The sequence below is a fragment of the Nostocoides jenkinsii Ben 74 genome (genome assembly GCF_001046875.1).
Lineage (GTDB): Bacteria > Actinomycetota > Actinomycetes > Actinomycetales > Dermatophilaceae > Nostocoides_A > Nostocoides_A jenkinsii.
This window is the reverse complement of record NZ_HF571038.1, coordinates 1,127,323-1,146,004: the sequence shown is the minus strand read 5'-3', so window position 1 is coordinate 1,146,004 and position 18,682 is coordinate 1,127,323. Positions and strand designations below refer to the sequence as shown.

At 67.2% G+C, this 18,682-nt stretch carries 10 protein-coding genes; all 10 read right to left on the bottom strand.

Annotated elements, in window-relative coordinates; translation table 11 throughout:
* Window positions 1-52 precede the first annotated feature (52 nt).
* Complete coding sequence (locus BN13_RS05260; RefSeq protein ID WP_048545014.1) at window positions 53-6,088, bottom strand: Ig-like domain-containing protein; 6,036 nt, start codon at window positions 6,086-6,088, stop codon at window positions 53-55.
* 23 nt (window positions 6,089-6,111) lie between these two features.
* Window positions 6,112-6,396, bottom strand: coding sequence for a WXG100 family type VII secretion target (locus tag BN13_RS05255; protein WP_048545013.1), 285 nt, complete (start codon window positions 6,394-6,396; stop codon window positions 6,112-6,114).
* Window positions 6,397-6,450: 54 nt separating this feature from the next.
* Window positions 6,451-7,065 carry a hypothetical protein gene (locus tag BN13_RS05250; RefSeq protein WP_157038452.1) on the bottom strand — a complete coding sequence of 205 codons (615 nt, stop codon included), beginning with the start codon at window positions 7,063-7,065 and terminating at the stop codon, window positions 6,451-6,453.
* On the bottom strand, window positions 7,062-7,547 hold the full coding sequence (locus BN13_RS05245) for a hypothetical protein (protein WP_162199918.1): 486 nt from the start codon (window positions 7,545-7,547) through the stop codon (window positions 7,062-7,064). Before BN13_RS05245 ends, BN13_RS05250 begins: the two co-directional genes overlap by 4 nt.
* Before the next feature lie 158 nt (window positions 7,548-7,705).
* A complete protein-coding gene (locus tag BN13_RS05240) occupies window positions 7,706-8,944 on the bottom strand; it encodes a hypothetical protein (RefSeq protein ID WP_157038450.1) in 1,239 nt (412 codons plus the stop codon).
* Window positions 8,937-10,496, bottom strand: coding sequence for a hypothetical protein (locus tag BN13_RS05235; RefSeq protein ID WP_048545006.1), 1,560 nt, complete (start codon window positions 10,494-10,496; stop codon window positions 8,937-8,939). Before BN13_RS05235 ends, BN13_RS05240 begins: the two co-directional genes overlap by 8 nt.
* A 133-nt stretch (window positions 10,497-10,629) precedes the next feature.
* Window positions 10,630-14,994, bottom strand: coding sequence for an FtsK/SpoIIIE domain-containing protein (locus BN13_RS05230; protein WP_048545003.1), 4,365 nt, complete (start codon window positions 14,992-14,994; stop codon window positions 10,630-10,632).
* Between the two features lie 159 nt (window positions 14,995-15,153).
* On the bottom strand, window positions 15,154-15,924 hold the full coding sequence (locus tag BN13_RS05225) for a hypothetical protein (RefSeq protein ID WP_048545001.1): 771 nt from the start codon (window positions 15,922-15,924) through the stop codon (window positions 15,154-15,156).
* Window positions 15,921-17,474 carry a serine/threonine-protein kinase gene (locus BN13_RS05220; RefSeq protein WP_048544999.1) on the bottom strand — a complete coding sequence of 518 codons (1,554 nt, stop codon included), beginning with the start codon at window positions 17,472-17,474 and terminating at the stop codon, window positions 15,921-15,923. The genes BN13_RS05225 and BN13_RS05220 overlap by 4 nt, the downstream gene beginning before the upstream one ends.
* A partial coding sequence (locus BN13_RS05215; RefSeq protein WP_048544997.1) for an FHA domain-containing protein occupies window positions 17,471-18,682 on the bottom strand: 1,212 nt, incomplete at its 5' end. The genes BN13_RS05215 and BN13_RS05220, both read right to left, overlap by 4 nt.

Genomic DNA, 18,682 nt, shown 5'->3' with positions numbered 1-18,682 from the left:
GGCCGGGGCAGAGAGCGATGTGCGGTCGTCGGGCGGTGCGTCCCGCCTGGGCCTAAGTCGGTCGGCACTCAACGGTGTTCCTCCCATCCGGGATGGCATCGCCGGCTGTGTCGAAGAGGCGTGGATTTCCACCAAAGGGTCCGGCGTTGCCGTTGCCATCCACGGTGACGGTCGCGTACCAGTTCGGATGGCCGTAGGTGCCGCCGACCCAGCAGTAGACCTGAGAGCCGGGATTCCATTGCCGCAGCGTCACCAAGACCCACCGGCACCCGGAGATATAGGTACAGCTGTAGTCGTGGGTAGTTTCCTCATAGGCGTCGCCCCATGTATTCGCGGCCGCCCTCCCGGACCACGACCCCCAGGTTCCTTGGCTGTCTTGGACCTGCGCCTCGATCCACTTTCTGAGGTTGCGTCCACTTCCCTGAGTTCGGGAGCCACTGACCTCGACCACTTGTTCGTCACCGTCGGTCGTGCGGATGCGGACCGCCGTGATGGGCCGACCGTTGCCGGCATTGCTACCGTTCCAGCTCAGCAGCACGTCGTTGACATTGCCTTGCGCGGCCACGGTCGGGACGCCGGGGGGACCGAAGGCGTTGACGACGACGGCGGGAGCGGCCGCACCATACGCCGAGACACCGTCCACCACCGCGAGCGCGCGGACAGTGAGCGAGACGTTCTGCCCGTTGATGAAGGCGGCACTGTCGATGACGCCGCCACCGGACGGCAGCGTGCCGCTCGCCGAGCCGGCCTGCCACTGGTAGCTCAGCTCGCTCGCCAGGGCGCCATTGGCGGCGCCGGGGGTGAACCGCACCCGGGCCTGGTTGTTGACTCCCGTAGCCTCCGCGCTGAGGCCGCTCACCGGCCCCGGCGCTTTGAAGGCGCGCACTGGGTCTGACGCCGGCGAGCTCGGGCCGTCGCCCGCCGAGTTCGATGCGCGAACGGTGAAGCTTTGCGACCGCTCGCTGACGCTCAGGGGCAGCGTGAGCGTCCGGGCGGAACCCGCCGAGGTCTCTTGGCCCGTTGCCACATTGCGGACGACATAGGTGAGGTTGTCGTCCCCATTGCCGTCCGGGGCGTTCCACGAGACCGTGGCCGACGGCTCAAGATTCTTGTCGTCGTTCATCCGGACGCTCGGAGCCAGTGGCGCGAGCGGGCGGCCGACGGGCGTCGCCGCGACCGACGCCGGCGACCACTCCGACTCCAACGGCTCCGTGCTCGTCCCCGACAACGCCTTAACCCGGATGACGTATGGGGTGCCGTTGCTCAAGCCGGTCAACACCATGGACGTCATGACGCCGACGTGCTGCTCGCCGCCGCTGCTCGGCGGCGGACTCACTTCCACGACGTAATCCGTCACGGGCGATCCCTCCGTCGTCGCCGCTGCCCAGGACACCGACAATTGACGGTCGCCGACCTCGACCGACGGCGTGCCAGGGGGCTTGGGTTTCTCGTCGGGGCGCACCTCGTTGGAGGGGGCGGACGGCTTGGATTCGCCGACGTCATTGGTCGCCGTGACCACGAAGCGATAGACCTGATTGTTGGTCAGCCCGGTGATCGTGCATGACGTCACGACAGCGCACTTCTTGCTACCGCCCTCCCAGGTCACGGTGAATCCGGTGATGGGGGCCCCATTGGCCTGTCCGGGGGTCCATGACACGGTGGCTGTGCGCGAGATCGTCGACTCGGCGGTGACTGCCGTTGGCGGTTCCGGCGCGGCCCGAACGTTCAGGAGCACCCTCCCGCGGACCTGACGCTCGACGCTCGTCGTCGCATCGGCGACGAGATAGCCGATCGCCAACTGGCCGAACGAGCCAGGGGTTGGCGTGATCTGCAGCGTGGTTCCACTAGCGGTGACGGATCCTGCTCCGGACTCCACCACCGGCCTCCCGACCAGGGTGATCGGCAAGCCATCGTCGGCGAACGGGTTGGTGACATAGTCGGTGATGTCCACGGACGTCGACTCGCCGGCGTTCGCGTCCTCGATGACGGCGTCTCGCGTCGTCATCAAGGGTCGCGTGGAGGCGATGACGCGGATAGGCAGGGTGGCCTCGACTGGATCCGTCGCGCCATCGGTCACCCTTACGCGTTGCATGGCAGCGGAGTTCGGCTCCGCATCCGGCGGGGCCGCCACGCGAAGTTGCGTGCCGTCGAGCGACACCGTGAAGCCCGGTGGGGTGGCGCCGAGAGAGAAGGTCAGCCGATCGGCATCGCCGGGGTCGGCATCCGTCACCATGGGTCGAAGATCAATCACGGTGGCCGGCTCACCGGCCGCAACCGTGATCTCGGATGGGTGGAACACCGGCGGGGTGTTCCCGCGACCCACCACCTCGATCGGGATCGTGAGGGTCGCGACGAGGCCGTCACGGTCATCGGGTCTCGATCCATCGGTCACCTCGAAGGTGACCGACGACTGTCCAGCAAAGTCGGCGGCAGCGCCATACGTGATCGTTTGCGCATTGGTCACCAGATCGGACCCGTCCCAGCCGGCGCCCGCCTGCACTGTGCGGGAGTAGGTGATCCGCGGCGCGTGACCATCCCGAACGCGGACGTAGTCGGACAAGGCCATGGCGACGGACTGGCCAGCGGTGACCCGCACGGGCAGCTTCTCAGTCTTGAGGGTCGGCGGGACGGCCGTCCGGGCGGGGATCGTGACCACCGCGGTCGCCGACTGCTTATCGGGATCGGTCACCGTGTAGACCACAAGTTGTCGACTGTCGGTGACCGGGAGGATGAGGTCCTGCCCGGACACCGAAACCCCGGGCGCCGTGCTCGCGACCCGGAGATTCGCGGCCGTGCCATCTGGGTCTTCGTCGTTGACGGTCACCGGCACCGTCACCCGGTCCTTGCCAAGAACGGCCGCCGGCTCGACGAGATCGTCGCGCGCGATCGGGGGAACCAGCGGCGCGTCGGCGGTCACCTCGACGCTCAGGACACCCCGTGCCTGTCCACCTCGACCGTCCGAAATTGCGTAGTAATACTGCAAGGTCGTCTCGGCATCCGGGGTCGTCAGCGTGACCCGGTCGCCGCTCGCGTTGGCGACGGTCGTGGTCTGCGAACTCACGGGTTCCACACTCGTCAGGACCAACGTGATCGGGTCCCCGTCACCGTCGAAGTCGTTGGCGGTGACCGGAATGGCGAGATCCACCCTGGGTCGGGCCGTCACCAGATCGGGCAGCGCGACCGGCACCTGGTTGACCGTGGGCGGCGGGGCGATGCCGACCTGCACGACGGCAGTGCCACGTGCCCCGAAACCGTCGGCCACGGCATACGTGAAGGAGTCCGTCCCGGCGGCGTCCTGGGGGGCGGTGTAATGGATGCGCCCGTCGATCGTGGCGGCGGCACCCTTTGCCGGTGAGCTCGCGAGACCGACGACCTGAGTGGAATCCCCGTCGGGGTCGATCCCATCCAGCGGCACGCTGATGTCCACACTCGATCCGGCCAGAACCCGAGCGGTCAACGGCTGCGGAGTGGGCGGTGCATTCTTGCCATCCAGCGCCCGGATGCTCACCACCACTTGGGCGGAGGCGAAATTGCCTCGGGTGTCCCGCACCGTGTAGGTCGCGGTCGCCTGGCCCGCGCTCCGCCCCGCCTTGAAGCGGACGCGATCCTCGGAGACGAAGAAGGTGCCGAGGTCGGCTCCGTCGACGACGTCCAAGGTGGGGTCGAGATTGAGCGCCAGTCCGTCCGGGGAAAGGTCGTTGTCCTGCACCGCGATGGTGACGATGTCGTCGGCGCGCACGAGTGCCGCGTCATCCCTGGCGATGGGCGGATCGGGATTGGCCTTCGGGGGAACGGGGATCACCGTGACCGTGCCGGTCGCCGATGCCTCCCCATTGGAGACCTGATAAGTGAAGCTCGTGCGACGAACCTGCCCACCCGGGGCCGCGACGCGCAGGAGCCCGTGATCGACGACCTCGACGGCGAGTGCGGTTCCCGGTCGGACGTCGACGGACTGCACGACCAGCACCCCACCGAGCGGGTCATCGTCGTTGGCCAGGACGTCGACCAGCACCGACCCCTTGGCGGGCAACAGCGCCAAGTCGTTGTCGGCGAACGGAGTTGGGTCCTTGGCGGGCTTCACCACATCAACGCGGATGACCCCTGGTGCCGTAGACGGCCCGTCTGTCACTTGGTAGTCGAGATAGCGGGTTCCGGGCGTCGTAGCGCGGAAGGTCACCTGACCGCGCACGAGGTCAGCGCTGATCGATGCGCCGCTGCCCGGTCGCGAGATCTTGACCATGCGCAGGGTGTCGCCATTGGCGTCGACGTCATTGGCCAGTGGCGACATGACCAGGTCACGTCCGACGAAGGCCCGATAGTGATCGGCGTTCGCGACCGGGGTGATATTGCCACCACCCTTGACCTCGACGGCGACCTTCCCTTCTGTCTCGGCCTTCCCATCGTTGACGGTGACGGCCACCTCGCGTCGGCCCGGCGGCTCCGTCCCAAGATCTCGTATGGTGATCAACCCGTCCGGCCGGAAGCGCACCTCCAGGCCCGCTGCGGCTTTGGCGTCCGTAACGGTGAGCACGTCGCCGTCCGGATCACTCCAGTCGGGCAAGATGTTGTAACGCGCTTCGCCCTTGCGCTCCAAGACAACCCGACTCGCTCGTGCGGCCTTGGGCGGCCCATTTTCCGCCCACGGGTGGACCCGCACGTCAACCCGCGCCTCGGCTTCGCCGCCTCGGCCGTCCGAGGCGGTATAGACGAACGATCCGGAGCCGGACATCGACTCGGCGACGTCGATTTGGAGGGCGCCACCATTGCGCACGGGACGCAATCGGCCGAGCCGCGGCGATTTGGCCACCGACGCCGTGAGGATGTCACCGTCCTCGTCGAGGTCATTCGCGAGCACGGGCAGGGTGGTGGATTGGCCCGGGCGCACACCGAACTCATCCGGCTGCGCGACGGGCGGATGGTTGCGCTCGCTGCGCTTGCCTGGCGTCGCGTTGGTGACGTTCTCGACGGTGTCGGACTCGCCCTTGTCCCGCTGTTTCACCTGATCGCTGATGTCACTCCAGTTGTTGACCAGGGTGAGATCGTGGTCGGCGAGGAAGACGTCACCGCTGACCGTGTCGTTGAGGACGACGACATCGCGGTTGACGCGAAAGACCACATCCTTGGCTGCGGCGAGCTTCGGGGACGTGGTGACCACGTCGTCGGTGGTGCCGGGGCACTCGCGGACGAAGTCTCCCGAACCCGACCACGCGGCATACGTGCAGCCGGCGACGACGACGGGCGCTGTTGGAGCGCCAGCGGCAGGTATGGGCCGTGTGGCTGGCTCCCCGTCGCCGAGGGGAACCTGGAGGAGCGCGTTGGCGGAGGCGAGCGCGAGTGTGGTGCTCGGGGCGCTGGGTTGCTGGACGACAACCGCCTCGCCGGGGCCAAGGGTACGGCGGCCGGAGGACGACCAGACGATGCGCTTGACTGTGTCCACGGCGACGATCTGGTCCCCGATTGCCGTCAACGTGACACTCGGGTTGTCGGCGAAATCCGTCAGCGCCTTGTCATCCGTGACGACCCAGGAACCCATTCCTCCGCTGATCCGCCGGACCTTCCCGTCGGGGGTGAGGAGGTGAGCGACGCCGTCGAGCCCGACGACGGCCTTGACTCCGGGGATCTTGGCGACGGTTGGCTCGCTAGCCGGGTTGAAGCCGACGAGCCGGGCCGCATCCACGGCCCAGACGCGCCCGCCCCGCGCGTCGACGATCAACGCCGTGGATCCGCCGTGGAGAAGCACCATGTCCTTGGGCACGGTCAGTGGTTGGCCCAACGTGGCGAGTGCCGGGTCGAGGGGCAGCGCGCTCAGGTGCTCGTTGTCGTGCACGACCACGACATCGCCGTTCTGGCTGACATCGAAGTTGCCGCTCCCGGGACGCACGCCGGAGTCGAGAGTCCGGGATGGGTAGTTGAGGTGCGCCACGAGCCGATCGGAGACATTGGTGACCCAGACGCCGCCGTCGTTGAGGTCGAGATCGGCCACAGGTATGCCGCGGTGGAACGCCGCGAGCATTCCGACAACGGACGCGATGACGCACAGGAGCGCCGCGCCGCGGCGCTCCTGTCGCCATCGTGTCCGACCAGCCATGCCGACCTCTGTCGTTGATTCCCTCAGCCCGCGGTGGCGGTGTCGGTGTCGGCGAACGTCTGGACGATCTGCTCAAGCTGGCTAGCGAGATCGGACAGCGCCGAGATCGTCGCGTCCGACGCACGCTTGAAATCATCGACGCGCTGGTCGAAAGCGCCCGATGAGCGTTCCGTCACGAAGCCGCTGGAAACCAGGTTGGTCACGCGCCCCTTGAGGGCCGTGAGCTCGCTCTTGATCTGCTCCTCGCTATTGCGCAGCGCGGTAGCTTCACTGCGCATCGATTCGTAGTCGAGGGTGATATTTGCCATGGTGATCGGACCTTTCGTTGGATGGGTGCGGGATGCGAGCCAGCGAGCTGGCGCCTACTCGAACAGTTGATCGCCGAGCAGGAGACTGTGGAGGGGATACATCGAGAACGCGGCCAACTCGACGTCGGGGCAGACCCCGATGGCCAGGAGATCGATCGCACCGAGGGGGGTTGCGGTCCGGCGAATGACACACCGGGAGATGGCGATCGGCACGACGGCGCTGCCGCCCGGGGGGAGGGGGTCGGTCTCGACCACCTGGAAGCTGTGCAGTCCCACGACCACGTCGTTCTCGTCGGTGACGTCAATGAGCGAACCGTCGCCGACCCGCTCCGCGTCGAGAACGGTTCGGAAGGCCTCAATCTGGTCGTCCGGGGCTCCCGTAGGGTCGAGCGCGATCACGTCATACGCAATGCCGGTGCTCCCGAGGTCGGGCAAGAAGATCAGGCGCGCGGACACATCCGGTGTCGTCTCCGGCGTCGCCAACGCCAGGAGCGTCGCGGCGGCGGTGACCGCATCGTCGGGCCGATCGGCCTCGGTCGCGACCTGCTCGGCGCTCGCCGTGGCCCACGCGGCCAGAACGTCCGAATCGTCGCCGAGCGGGACGCGGTGCCAGGCGGGGACGTCGAGCGAGGTCAGGGGCTCGAGCGTGCTGGGGTTGATTCGGATCATGGCGTCCACTCAAAGCTGGCGAGCAGGTCGTCGAAGAGTTCCTGCAGCATGGGCATGGGGTCGGGTTGATCGGGCAGTCGCGGGACGGTCGCCACACAGGTGGCCTCGACCCACGCCTGCGCGTCGCTCGGGATGCCGATCACATAGCGGAACTGCTCGCGCGTGATCAGCAACTCGGCCTCCGCATCTCGGCCGATGAGGCCACCGGGATTGCTCACCCCCAGCCGCGACGCGGCCGACACGACGTCCGTCGTCGGCACGGTCGTGCTGGCGTGCGTGCGCACGGCCACGGCCACATCAAGCGGATAAACGTGGGCGCTCGGATCATTGGCCGTGAGCCCGGCCAGGACTGCCATCGGCTCGACCCCCTCGCCCCAGGTGATGGGGCCGAGCGAGATCACCGGCTGCCAGAGCGCGAGCGGGTTGGTGGGATCGGGCATCAGGACGATCAGCGAGCCCGACTCCGCCAGGCTCGCGCACATCTGTTGAAGCTGTCCGATGAGTGCGGCACCGACCGCGTCCCAATCCGGACGAGAAACCCCTCGCGCTTGCGGGCTGGCAAGTCGCTCGAGAGTCGCCGGATCCGGATCACGGGGGTCAAGACGAAGCCACCCCGAGGGCACCGTGAGGTCGAAGGAACTCATGCCGGCACCGCCATTGGCGGGCAATGCGTCCCTTGAATGATGATCGGGGGATAACGAGGCAACCATGTCGTGAACCGATTGATGCAGCCTTCTACCGCCTTCTCCTCCAAACCGTTCACCACTTTCAAGGCAGTGGAAACCCACCTATACGAAACATCTCGATTCCCCCGGACGACCGCTTTCACAAGCTGCGCCTTCTTTGTCTGGATGAAAGTATCTGTCAGCGCGAGCTTGTTGATTACCGAGAGCTTTTTTCCCTTCCCAACAGTGGACATGAATTGCGAGAGACTTCGGCTTCGGACAGCGACCTTCTCGGCTGACTTTCCTGCAACCCCCGACAACGTCTTGCCCGCCACCTTCCCCATCGGGATGATGGAGACAATCGCAAAGGCTGTCGTGACTGCAAACTTCCCCCAATCCCCGGTGCGACTTGCCTCGCGAAACGCCCCGTAGACGGAGAATCCTGCACCAACCGCGGCGATGACTCGCGAGATGAGAGCCACAACGGGTGCGGCGAGACCAAAGAGTGGCGAAATTGCCAGAACACCGAGGGAGATCCGGTCAAGAACGTCACCGATTGTGGACGCGTTCCTGTCCAGGAAATCCAGAGCCTCGGCCGCGAACTCCTTCGCCATGTCCCAAGGGGTGTCGTTCAAACCGCTGTGGTCGACGGCGCTGCGGATCGTCGCGGCCGCTGTCGAGGCCGCGTTGTCTCGTTCCTCGATGATGCGGTGGAGTTCGGCCTTGGCCTGATCGACCTCGCTCTTCAACGCGTCGGATCGGGCGCGAACCCGGTTGTAATCCATGATCTTCTCGTCGCGCTCCGGACCGGGCAGCATGACGAGCAGCTGCGCATAGCGCCAGCGCGCGTCGCCCTGGGCCGACTGAAGATCGCGCGCGGGCCCCGCCGCAGAGTCCAAGATCTGCAGGGAGCGACGTTGGAAGTCCACGAGTTGGTTGCCATACGTCTGGAGGGCGGAGGCGGCCGCCGCGTAGCGCGTCTGAACCAAGCCGAGCTTGCTTTCGACGGCGCTGGCCTCGGTGCGGATGTTGTCGGCGCGGACCCCGATCATGTCGCCATTGGTCACCGGACGAAGAGCATCCCGGGCACTCACCAGTGACGTTTCCGTCTTACGGAAGATGTCCGCGAAGGCCTGCACTTCTGACCCGTCGCCGGGTACGGGGTCGGCCCAATAGCCGAGCGGCGTCCAATCACGCCCCGGTCGATTAGTCACGAGTGGTCTCCTTTGCGTCATCGGTTTCACGCTCGTCCCCCAGTCGATCGAGTGCCTCGCGCACGGCGCGCACGCGCTCCGCGGCATCACCACGCACACCTGCCACCGGACCGCCGCCGGGGACCGAGAGGGATCCCGCGCTAGCACCCGAACTCATCGGGGCACTCATGGCGGAGAGCGAACCCATTGCGGCGACATGCGGGGCAACGTCGGGGCGCGGTGCGGGAACGGCCGCGGCGGCCGGTGCGGCCGGGGTCGCCATCGCGGCAAGTGCCGCTGTTGCTGCGGCGGCCGAGCCCGCCGTCGCGGCCACACCCACCGGCGGCGAAGAGCCAGCCGAGGGGGCCAGGAGTTGGGCGGCCACCTCCGTCGGGGAGGCCGGAAGCGGCATACCCGAGGGGGCGGACGTGGGCGCGGACCCACCGCCGGCTCCGCCACCCGTCGCCACCGGGGGGGACGCGTCGGCGGGAGGCGGCGGGAGGGGCATACCCGAACCAGCCGTCGAACCTGTCCCAGTCCCCGGCGCGTCAGCGACGTCATCCATCGGGCGCGGCTCCGGAGCCGACGGGGCACCGTCGGGAATGGTCCCGCTGTCGTCCACGGACTCCGGCAGCTCATCCACCGAATCAACCGCGTCCGAATCAACCGCGACGACGTCGCCCTCGCTCGGCTCCAACGGCGTCAGCAAGTCGCGCACTTCGTCAGGGGAGAGCGGCGCGTCGGCGGTTGCGGCCGGTTTGTCGGTGCCGGACGGGGCCAGCAGGTCAGCCGCAGTCGACCCAGCAGCGGACGAGCCGGCGCTCGCCCCGGCTTTGACGACACTGCCGTCGGGGCGCATGGAATAGCCCGGCGGCAACTTGCCATACATGGCCAATAGGGACAGCGTCCCCGCACCCAGGAGAGAGAGGGGCATCCCCAGGGAGTCCAGGCGCACTGCTTCACGAGCCCAACTCCCTAACAGGGTCGAAAACTGCTCGCTGTCCTCATGGATATCCGCCAGCACCTCTTGGGGCGTGTCGCCCTCGGTCGGTTCTTCTGCCGGACGCGGGTCCGGCAGGACCGGATAGGAATCGTCTCTCGGGGCGTCGGGCCCCGGCAGATCGGCCCCGCCCGGCCCCGGGGTCGTCCCCGTCGGCTCTGACGGAGGCGAGTTCGGGTCGACCGCCGCCGCGGGCGGCGGCGACGGCAGAGAGGGGTTCGCGGAGCCGGGGGCAGGGGTGGCGGGTGCAGGAGTCGAGGCGGGGACAGCCTGCGAACCTCCCTGCCCACCGGATTCCGGGGCGAGCTGCTGGTCGGTTGCCCGGAAGTCATCACGCATCCGACGCAAATTGCCATTCAGCGTTTCGACTTCGGTCAGCAGGTGCCGACGATGGATTGCCCACGAGCCGGCAAAATTGCTAATGACGTCGGCAAGGCCGGAATGACCGACAGAACTGACGAGGCTGTCATATTGCTGATTCGTCTGATCGAGTTCGGCGTGAATTCCCGTCGTAGTCGTTACCGCCGCGTCGATTTGGTCATAATCGATGTGCAGATCGGTGGCTCCGGTCATCGTGCTCGCTCCTCTCCTGACAACGGTTGTTCTGTTCGACTCTGAATCTGCCCGAGGTCGAATCGGTTGTCGATGGGTTGGGCAACCCGTCGATAACGACATGACGGCGGGGATCCCCATACGCACATGGCGATCACCCGACCAACGGGAGCTGGATGCGGGTGGCCTTGCCGGCAGCGACCCAGAATCCTCGTCCGGGCGGGAAGTCCGTGCGCTTGCACCGCGGCAATGGCGTGCGGAGCAACGAGTCACCGTCACCTTGGTCGGGCTGGAGCAACATCCCGACACGGTCCGCCTTGCACTCGTTGGCCAAGCTCGAGAACTTGCCCCAACTGCTGCCCTCGCCATCGGCGACCAACAGGTGGCCATTGCGGCGGCAGAGCGTCACCACTTCGGTCAAGAGCGACTCCTGGGACGTCCCGACGAACTCGGGGAGGTACTCGACGAAAACCGCCATATTTGGTATTCCCTCCGCACTAGGTTGCGCCGCAAGGTCTTTCAGGATCGTCAGGACGGCGCCGACGTCCTCCAGGCCGACCGCGGATCGCTGCCAAATCGGGTGACCGGCGATGGATGATCGTCGCGCTGAGATGTGCACCAGCGGCGTTTCGGGGAACTTGCGGTGGACGGACTCGGCCAGCCACCGCACTGCGGCCGTCCGACCCGACTCCGCGGGCCCCGAGAGCAGGACAACCCCGTGAACCGGAAATGGCGCAAAGCCGAGATCGCGGTCGCGCATCCCGAGGACAGGCTGGCCGTCGATCTCGTTGGGCACTTCGTCTGCTGGTACCAGGTTGGGGAGGCTGCGGATGGGCTCCGGCCGATGCGGGTGCCGCGGTGCCAGCGAGCGTCCGAGATTCTCGATGAGCTTGGCCTGCGCCGCCACGTTGACATCGGGTCCGGGAATGGCCAGCTGAAGTTCTTGCGGGTTGTCCACCTGCATGGCCCGGCCCGGCACGCTCGTACTGGCCAGCACATCCCGAGGGACGCCCAACTGAAGATAGGCATCGTCACCGGCTTGGCGCAGCACAACCTTGCGTTGGAAGGCTGACATCACCGCGGTCGGCATGGCGCTGGGGCGATCGACAGTCATGGCGACGTGGACGCCGACTCCGCGACCGTCACCTAGCAACGCGACGAACTGGTTGTAAAGAACTGTCCGACCAGGCGTGAGCTCGTAGTCGTTGCGGAAGGTCGAGAACCCGTCTAGCAGCACCAGAATGCGCGGCTCGTCCCGTGCCCCGGACAGCGCGCGATACTCCGTGAGAGTGCTGGCCCGCGCGGCCGAGAAGCGTTGCGAGCGCTCCTCCACAAGAGCGCTCACATGCCGGAGCATCCGTCCAAGCCGCTCCTCGTCGCTGCCGTCGATGATGCTGGCCACGTTGGGCATGGGCGCCAGCGAGGCAAGACCACCGCCGCCGAAGTCCAAGCCATAGACGTGCACCGGACCAGAACGTGGCGTGAAGGCGGCAGCGACGGCCAGGGCCCGAAGGGCGGTGGACTTGCCGGAGCCCCCGGCGCCGATGTAGACGATATTTCCGTCTGTGTCGGGCCGGAAGTACTCCACGACCTGTGCCTGATTGTCGGGATCATCCACGACGCCGAGCACCAATTCCGTATCCCGGCGCTGCGGCAGTTTGAGCAGGTCATAGACCTCGGCGAGGGATTCCAGCCACGGCTTGCGGGGGTCCGGTACTCCCCCGGCGAGAGCAGCCTCCTTGACTGTCTCCACCACGCGCTCGATGTCTTTAGCGACCTCGTCGGTGACTCGCGGTGGTGCCGGCATCTTCCACGCCGTGCCCGCACCGAAGTCGAGTTCGACCACGTCGATCGGGGGCGGTGGCGGCTCGGCCGGCGTCCGAGCGCCAGGGAAAGCACTCTGGAAGAGCCCGATCCGGCCGGGACCCGTCTTGGCCGCACCCCGACCCGGGATCGATGGATCGAAGTGTGCTGCCATCGAGGAACCGAGGACATCCATCGAGTCGTGCTCGTCGGCCATTCGCAGCGCGACGCGCAAGTTGGTGTTTGCCCGCAAGTTGTCCTTGATGACTCCGGCCGGTCGCTGGGTCGCCAGGATGAGATGAAGGCCAAGTGAGCGACCGCGCTGTGCGACGTCAACAACCCCGTCGACAAACTCCGGCACCTCGCCCACCAGTGCCGCGAACTCGTCCACGACGATGATCAGGCTCGGGGGACAGTCCGGATCGCCGGTCTTCTCCAAGTCGATGAGATCTTTTTGCCCCTTCTGCTGCAGAAGGTGCTCGCGATAGCGCAGTTCGGCCCGCAAACTGCGCAGCGCACGACGCACGAGATGCGGCGAAAGATCGGTCACGAGGCCGACGCAGTGCGGTAGCTCGACACACTTGGCGAAGGCCGCTCCGCCCTTGTAGTCGACGAAGAGGAAGGTGACCCGATCCGGGCTATAGGCGTGGGCCAGTCCGAGAACCCAGGCCTGGAGGAACTCGCTCTTGCCAGCACCCGTGGTGCCACCGACGAGGGCGTGGGGGCCCTGACCTCGCAGGTCCAAGGCGAACGGTTCGGTGCCGCCGTGTCCGATGATGGCGCGCAAGTCGCCGGCTCGGTCGAGGCGGCGCGGCGGGCCCGTGCGCGCGACCAAGCTGAGGTTCTCGCGCCAGTGCGACAGGACCAGTTGCGGATCGTCGACCGACTCGACGCCTAGAGCGGTGACGACCGGCACTGAGCGCGGGAGATCGGAGTCGTCCTCGGTCGGGGCGCCGGCGTCGACGACGGGCGAGAGCATGCGGGAAAATCCCGCTGCCGCCTTTGCGTCGACGGACTCGCACCGGACGGGGCGCACGACAACTTCCTCACGAATGAGGCCCACCGTCGCCCCAGTACCGTCGGAGACGTCGAGGAAGGCGCGGCAAGCGGCCGGCAGGTCGGTTCGATTCGGGGTCACCCAGAGGATGTGGACACCGGCGTCCGGCCCGCGCTCGGCCAGGCGAGTCAATCGGGCCCGGTCGGCCAGCGGCTCATCGCAAATGACCAAGACGCTTGGCAATGCCGGCGCGTCGTGCTTCTCCGGCGCATCCATCGGCCCCCGAAGGCGCGACTTCACGTTGCCAGCGGCGAGACGAGCCTCAACCACGTGCTCCAACTGCTCCAAGAGCAAGCGCGCCGAGCCCGAGTCCGCAGATAGGTGAATCCCCAAGGGGGAATGCGGCGAGTCCGTATGCGGGAGCCACTCCAACCACGACCAGCGCGCCTTTCCCGAGGCAGACGTCAGGCACGCGAGCACCACTTCAGCCGGCGAGTGGAGTGAGACAACTTGAACGGCGAGGGCGCGGGCAACGCCGTCTACCAGTTCCGAGGAACCGCACAGGCCCACGCCGCCAGAGGATCGCAAGTCGGCGGTGACGGGTGCGTCGTGAAGCAGCACCGACGCGTCGCTGAGGTCACGGGCTCGCTTCGCCAGTTCCGGAAGGGCGTTCGTCGGTCGATACTCCGCCGTGGTCAATGCCGGGATCGCGCCGTCACCGAGTCGGACGTGCAGAAACTCCGGGTGCTCGGGTCGACGTGACCACAAGATGTCGCCGAGGCGGTCGGCCGCGGCGACACACTCCGCGACGGAAGGGTGCAACGCCCGCAGTCGCGCCCGGTCGTGTTCGTGGGCGGTGCGCAGGTCAGTCTCGGCCTGGCCGATCCCTTCGGTGAAGACGGCTAGCGCGTTCTTCTGGCGCTGCTTGCCCTGGCGGCGTTGCGCTAGGTAGTTCGCCACCATGAGGATGGGTGAGAGCGCGATGAACACCAAGCTCAAGCCGCGATTCTTCGACAGCAGCAGCATGACGCCGCCCATCACCAAGGGTGCGGCCATTGCCAACCAGGGGAATGGCGTCGGGTCCAGGGGCGCAGGCGCGGCCGGCAACTCGATGACCCGCGAAGTCGGCCGCTGCAGAACGCGCGGAGAGCGGACATACGGAATGTCCGTGGAGGTGGATAGCGTCTCGCCCGCCGCGTGAACGCGCGAGACCATCAACTCACTCGACCCGATGGTGACCGTCTCGCCCACCCCGAGCGCGACCCGGTTGACCCGGACCCCACCGACGAGAACACCATTGGCGGAGTTGTTGTCGATGATCTCGATCCGCTCGCTGACCGCGATGCGGCAGTGCACTTTGCTGACTTGAGGATCCGCCAACTGGACCTGGCAGCCCGTGGCCCGCCCGATATCGGAGGTGCCGAACGGAAGAGCGACCTCCTTGCCAGCGTCGGGACCGACAAGCACTCGGATGATCACCGCAGTGGTCCGGTCGGCACGGTCGTCAGCGGCCGGATAGCTGAGTTCGATCATCGACCCCGAACGCACGCCCGAGTCGAGCAGCGAAATCTCCGGCTGAAGCACGCGATCAGTGCCGTGCCCGCGCACACGCAGGGTGCAGGGTTGATCTAGCGGATGTGCAGCACCGGCCGGATCGGCCGCGCGTAGCGCCCAAGCCAACGCCCCCACCGTGACGGTTGCGTCGGCGGTGATGCGCACATTCGAAGAGGGGTGGCCAGCACCCCGGCTCAATCCGACCCGAAGTCTCATCCGAGCGACCCGATCGGCGCCACCAGTACCCCTTCCCGGCGCCACCGTGCGCGCCGATGACTATCTCAGCGGGCACTCGCGAGGAGCGGCAGTCCTACAAAGTCAGGACTACACGGGTCTGGCGCCGGCGTTCTCGCCCGCGCGGGAAGCGGCCGCTGCCGCCCGCGCGGCCAATGCGTTGGCGCGAGACTCCTCCTCCAGCAGCGGCAGGTCGGCGGGCGTCACGAGCAGCGTGGACACGGCATACTCGACGATTTGGAGGCGTCGATTGCTCGCGCCTGCGCCGGGGGCACCCCGCACGCCCGAGATCCCGACGGCGATCAGCTTGTCGCAGATGTTGTCGAGCTTGCGATTGAACCGCGTCTGCGTCCATCCCAGCCGCCGGGCTGCGGCGACGGCAGATGGCACCTCGGCCGAACCCGTGCCGGCCCGCCGCAGGAGGGGCTCGGCCAGGGCGAGAATGGCCAGGAGTTGGGCCGGCGTCCAGGGGGTCGGGTTGATGGTGGTTCCTGAACCGATGGGCAACCGATGAGCCTGGGGCATGTAGTCGTAGGCCGAAGTAGTCACCAACAGTTCGTATGCCGTGGAGCCAGCCGCGAAGGTCACGACCGATTCGGGGAACACCAGGGGGACCCGTGCTCCGGGTGCCAATGCACTGCGCATCAGTCCGCTGCGATCCGTCAACGTCGCAGCGAGATGGCTTCCCGCATTGGCCACCCACCAGAGGTCGCCGTGAAATTCCATGACCAGGAAGACGCGGTGGAGGTAGGGATTGTCGTCGATGGCGAGGTCGCCTTCACGTCCGACGGTGAAGGACTCCCCACTGTGAATGGTGAAGATCTCCCCCGCAAAGTCAACGGTCAACGTGCGATCGGTCATGGCAGGCACCTCGTGGCGATCTGTGCGGAACTGGCCCCCGTCGTGCGATTCCGACGAACGACGTCAATGCAAAGGTCCTTCGTGCTCGCCGACGCGGTCACCTCGGGCTCGTCGGCAGGCAGGAACTCTCCCGGTTTCTCGTCGCGGTCGTAGAAGCGATACAGGTCCTCAAATGTCGTCGTGTCGACCTGCTGCCAGGACGCCGTAACGCGGCCCTCGACTCGCTCGATCGCCAGCCCCGCCACGTCGGGCACGCTCGCCCCGAGAGCATCGGCCGGAAGCACCGTCGGGGAGGACGGCGCCGGCGCGTCTGACGCGACCACCCCGAGAAGTCGCGGACCGAGAAGGGCGAGGGCAACGACCGCCACGGCGGCCGCGATGCCGACCAAGACCCACTGCACGCTTCCGCCCCGCGGCGGTGACGATCCGTCACCCACGGCCACGCTACTCGTGTCAGTCCTCGCGGAACCGCCCACGACCTCCCCCGCGACGTCCCAGGACGACGAGGTTGGGCCACGACCGGTCCCGATGTGATCAATCATCCGACGCGACGTGGTCGACGTCGGGCCACCGTCACGGCCGACGGTGCGTTCGGGCGCCTCCTCCGGGTCGATCGACACGAACCCGACGACACGGGTTCCCGGCGGTGCCGGCGGTGCACCGGCCGCCCCGCTGCCACCCACGGGAACGACCTGGACGGCATCCATCGTGGTCATGGGAAGGCGTAGCTCCGCCTGAACAGCCTGTAACGCTCGAGCGAAGCTCTCCGCGGTAGCGAACCGATTCGTCGGGGCCTTGGCCAATCCGCTCATCAGCGCTGCCTGCAGCGACTCGGGGACATCGGGTCGGGGAACGCGCGGTGGCGGGACAGTGCGGATGCGTTTGGCCATGGCCAGCGCGTCGTTGGGTCCCGTCGGTTCCTCGAACGGTGCCCGGCCGGCCAGCAACGTCCACAGGGTTGCAGCTAGGGCATAGACATCGGCGGCGGCGGTGAGGTCACCGCCCCGAGTGAGTTGCTCTGGTGGCGCCCACGGAACCGAAACCCCTTCGGCCACATAGGCATCGGGCACGCTCGTCGACGAGGAGATCCCGAAGTCTGTCAGCGCCGGTCGACCGAACTCGGTGACGAGAATATTGGCCGGTTTGATGTCGCGATGCAGAATCCCCAACCGGTGCGCTGATTCCACCGCCCCCGCAATTTGGATGCCGATCTCGAGGGCGTGGCGCGGGGTCAAGACACCACCGCCACCACGAACACGGGTCGCGAGATTCGGCGGCGGGCAGAACTCCATGACGAGATAGGCGCTGCCGGACTGGGCCCGCCCCGCGTCGAAGATACTCACCACATTCGGGTGATTCGAGAGCTTCGCCATGGTGTGGGCTTCCGCCTCGAAAGCGCGCTGGTTGTCGGCGCCGAGGTTGCCGTGTAGCACCTTGACGGCCACGGCTCGCCCCAGGTTCTCGTACTTGTAGACATCGGCGAAGCCACCACTGCCCAGGTGCTCCAGGAACCGAAAACCCACGAGCTCGGGGGCGACGCGCCCCGTCATGGCAGTTCCTCGAAGGCCATCCGGAGACCATCACCAAACTCCAGGATGTCGCCGCGTCGCAGTGTGGTTGGGGCTTGCGGGAGCCGGACGAGCGGATCGTGGCCGCGCCGAAGGTAGGTGCCATTGGTCGACTTCAGATCCAACGCCAGCACATCCCACGCCTCAACGCGAAGTTCGAGGTGCGTCCCGGAGATGTGGGTAAAGGGCAAGCTCACCAGGCGCGGGGCCGAGCCACCCTGGAACCGGTCGCCGTGCGGGTTCCGCCCGAGAATGATCGTCCCGATCAGGTCGTGCGCGCCTCCGGTGCTGAGCACAAGGCGCCCGATCACCGGCTGAGGGATGCGCGACGTTATCGAGGATACGGGCGCGCCGCAGATCCGGCAGATCGACGACAGCGGCGCGTTCGGGTGTCGATCCGGGCAAAAGGCCGCCTCGACGCCTTCCGGCTGACGGTCGATAGGCACGCTCGTCGGTAGTGGAAGGGAGGCTCGAGCCACGGTCTCGCCGTCATGGTCGCCGACTATCGCAGGGTGCTGGGCCGGATTGCCTGACGCGAGACGGGCGGGACCACCTAATCGAGGCGGCACCGGATACTGTCGCGGCACAGCCTCGATGAAATGACTCTCGCGGCTCCCGGACAGCCACGCGGGGGCCGGCTCCGAGGGCTTGGGCGCGGCCATACCGAGATTGGGCGGGTCAGGAATCTGCGCCACGGGTGCCGGCGCGATGGGTTCGACCAGCGACGGACGTGGCGGTGAGGTGCGCCGGGGTGGTCGTTGATCCGCGGGCCGCACCGCGGCATCCTCGATGCCGCCGGCCATGGTGTTCTCCCACAAGTCATCGATCTGCGCGGCGTCCCACGCATCCTCTTCGCTCGCGATGACTCCCATCGGATTCGCGACATCGTCACCGGCCACTGCTGCCGTGGCCACCGGTTCCGGAGTTGTCGATTCAGTGTCCCCCGGATCCTCGGTTGCCGCCGCGATCTCGGGCAGGGGCACGATGTGCTCCTGGACCGCCGGGTCTGCCTCGTCCACGCCCTGCCACCGCACCAGCCGGGCCGGGAGGACGCCAGCGACAACGAGGCGCCCCGATTCGGCGTCGTCTCCGCGCCGTTCCAAGGTCACGCGCTCCGCTCCAGCGATCTGACGCTCGGTCCAGGTGGTGGCGTCGAGTCCCTGGACGCCGACCTGCCGATCGCCCTTCGA

Coding starts and splice junctions, on each gene's coding strand:
- BN13_RS05255 (WP_048545013.1), bottom strand. CDS start 6,396: ATGGCAAATATCACCCTCGACTACGAATCGATGCGCAGTGAAGCTACC.
- BN13_RS05235 (WP_048545006.1), bottom strand. CDS start 10,496: ATGACCGGAGCCACCGATCTGCACATCGATTATGACCAAATCGACGCG.
- BN13_RS05220 (WP_048544999.1), bottom strand. CDS start 17,474: ATGACGGGGCGCGTCGCCCCCGAGCTCGTGGGTTTTCGGTTCCTGGAG.
- BN13_RS05250 (WP_157038452.1), bottom strand. CDS start 7,065: ATGATCCGAATCAACCCCAGCACGCTCGAGCCCCTGACCTCGCTCGAC.
- BN13_RS05245 (WP_162199918.1), bottom strand. CDS start 7,547: ATGTGCGCGAGCCTGGCGGAGTCGGGCTCGCTGATCGTCCTGATGCCC.
- BN13_RS05225 (WP_048545001.1), bottom strand. CDS start 15,924: ATGACCGATCGCACGTTGACCGTTGACTTTGCGGGGGAGATCTTCACC.
- BN13_RS05260 (WP_048545014.1), bottom strand. CDS start 6,088: ATGGCTGGTCGGACACGATGGCGACAGGAGCGCCGCGGCGCGGCGCTC.